The organism is Nitrosomonas sp. Nm132 (assembly GCF_900100485.1).
Taxonomy (GTDB): domain Bacteria; phylum Pseudomonadota; class Gammaproteobacteria; order Burkholderiales; family Nitrosomonadaceae; genus Nitrosomonas.
Window position 1 is genome coordinate 1 of record NZ_FNDH01000100.1, and the last position, 2,777, is coordinate 2,777.

At 44.9% G+C, this 2,777-nt stretch carries 2 protein-coding genes and 1 tRNA gene; 2 read left to right on the forward strand and 1 reads right to left on the reverse strand.

Translation table 11 applies throughout. The annotated features are described in order from the left end of the window. Nucleotides 1-36: 36 nt before the first annotated feature. Nucleotides 37-282, reverse strand: a complete 246-nt coding sequence (locus tag BLP80_RS14690) for a hypothetical protein (protein ID WP_218120474.1) — start codon at nucleotides 280-282, stop codon at nucleotides 37-39. A gap of 271 nt (nucleotides 283-553) precedes the next feature. Here BLP80_RS14690 and BLP80_RS14695 point away from each other — a divergent pair. Beyond that, nucleotides 554-629, forward strand: a tRNA-Asn gene (locus tag BLP80_RS14695). A 312-nt stretch (nucleotides 630-941) separates the two neighbouring features. Continuing rightward, nucleotides 942-2,546: an ABC-F family ATPase gene (locus BLP80_RS14700; protein WP_090544473.1), complete on the forward strand. Its 1,605-nt coding sequence runs from the start codon at nucleotides 942-944 to the stop codon at nucleotides 2,544-2,546. Nucleotides 2,547-2,777 lie beyond the last annotated feature (231 nt).

Sequence of the window (2,777 nt, forward strand, 5' to 3'; positions counted from 1 at the left end):
TTCCTCATCATTTATATCCGTTTTGTATGACATCTCTTAGCTTACTATCAAAAAATCCTTGATTCTAATGGAAATCGTTTTGCCAGACAGCTTCTTAAACTCCCGGACCGGTTCATCGTCACGATCCGGCGACATCGCCACAAAATGGCTTGCCGAGCCGATGTCGATTCCCGCCGCATTCGGGTGCGCCAATTCCAGTACCGTTCTCTTGCGTTGTGCCATGCCTTCCTCCATCATCTCGTTTGGAATGCCGCAACGGTTCGGGTACGTCGTTATACTCACTCTCTCAAACGGGATGGCTGCTTTCGCAGCCTCGCCAATGTCGCAGACGTGACCCGTGACCACGCTCATTTACGGGCAGGGACGCTCCAGTGACTGTTCGGTCTTCGCCGTCGCGGTATTCCACTTTACCGCACATCTCGCCGCATCGTGTTTCTTTCAAACGCATTGCGGCCGAAGGCCGATTACTACGCTCATTTCATATTGGAAGAGACTATATAGGTTGACCAGTAGCGTCCAAAACGTTAAAATATGCGCTACTTATGTCTCATATTCCCTGATAGCTCAGTCGGTAGAGCGACGGACTGTTAATCCGCAGGTCCCAGGTTCGAGCCCTGGTCGGGGAGCCATATATAAATCATGAAGTTATATCAATAGTTTGTCTTTTGGCGGGATCAAAGTGCCGTTTTAATCACGGATTTGGTGACAAATTCCTTCAGCTTTACACAGAATTTAAATAAGTAAGATTGACGATCTGCATCAGTTGCGTTTCTGGACTCAGATCTTTGCAGAACTTCTTGCTAGTTAATCCGCTGCACTCCATATTTGACATATCACAGCTTAGACTCATTTCATACTGAAAGAGACCAACGCGCTACGTAACACTAGAAAACATTTAGAATGTCAGCTTTTTTTGAAATGATAACCCTTAGGTACACCCTTTGATTACAACAGCTAATATCACCATGCAATTTGGTGCCAAGCCACTCTTTGAAAAAGTTTCCGTAAAATTTGGCGGTGGTAATCGCTATGGCTTGATTGGCGCTAATGGTTGCGGCAAATCAACATTCATGAAGATTCTCGGCAAGGATCTTGAACCCACTTCTGGTAATGTCGCTGTCGACAGCGGTGAACGGGTGGGAAAGCTGCGTCAGGACCAATTTGCTTTTGAAGATTGTATCGTCATTGATACTGTAATGATGGGACATGCAGAATTATGGCACGTCAAACAAGAACGTGACACAATTTATGCCAACCCGGATGCCACTGAAGACGATTATCTGCATGCCGCCGAACTTGAGTCTCAATTTGCCGAACTTAATGGGTATTCTGCGGAAGCGCGCGTCGGGGAGCTGCTTCTTGGGGTAGGCATTCCATCTTCCCAGCATCATGGACTGATGAGCGCGATTGCGCCGGGATTCAAGTTACGCGTATTATTGGCACAGGCATTATTTTCCAATCCAGATATCTTATTACTGGATGAACCGACCAATAACCTCGATATTAATACGATTCGCTGGCTGGAAGATGTCATCAATACCAGCAAAAATACAATTATCATTATCTCCCATGACCGGCATTTTCTGAACAGCGTTTGCACGCATATGGCTGATCTGGATTACGGCGAGCTACGGATCTATCCCGGTAACTATGATGAATATATGATCGCCTCGACCCAGGCTCGCGAGCGAATGTTAGCGAATAATGCCAAGAAGAAAACACAGATTGCTGATTTGCAATCTTTTGTCAGTCGTTTCTCTGCGAACGCGTCGAAAGCCAGACAGGCAACCAGCCGTGCGCGGCAGATTGAGAAAATAAAACTTGAAGATGTAAAGCCATCCAGCCGCCAATATCCTTTTATCCAGTTTGAAGTGGATGACAGGGATAAGCTGCATCGTCTGGCTGTTTCCATCAAAGAAATCAGCAAGCGTTTCCCTGGATTAGATAAGCCTTTATTTGACCATTTAAGCTTTGACATAGAAGCCGGTGAGAAAGTCGCCATCATTGGCCCTAACGGAATCGGAAAGACTACGCTTCTACGTTGCCTTGCAGGTGATTTAACACCGGATTCTGGTGAGATAAAATGGGCCGAGAAGGCGCGTCCCAGTTATTATCCACAGGACCATGCGACTGATTTTGAAGATACCATGTCGTTGACCGAATGGATGGATCAGTGGCGACAAGGAAATGATGATGATCAAACGATACGGGGTATATTGGGTCGATTATTGTTCTCAGGTGATGACGTAAAAAAATCTACCCGCGTGATTTCTGGCGGAGAACAGGGCCGCATGCTCTTTGGTAAGTTGATTCTCCAGAAACCGAATATTATCCTGATGGATGAACCTACCAATCATCTGGATATGGAATCTATCGAATCACTGAACAGCGCACTTGAGAAATTTACAGGCACTTTGATTTTTATTTCACATGACCGGGAATTCGTTTCTTCACTGGCCACACGAATTCTTGAAATGAAACCGGATGGTATTAATGACTTCAAAGGTAATTATGAAGATTATCTTAAATCACAAGGATTTGAATAATTGCGCTTGGTGCAATCAGCCAGAGCAATTGAGCCATGCAAGAAACTAGGGAAAGTTGAAACTAAGGAAGACCTTTGCAAAACACTACTCTCAAAAATATAATATTAATAAAAACAATGAACTAGTGCTTAATTGCGTAAATTAACGATAGTATTTTTGAGCTGACTGCCGCGCACTTCCCGCTTACGCCATTTGAAAGGTTGTGGGTTTTGCGAGTACTTGGCGATGAAC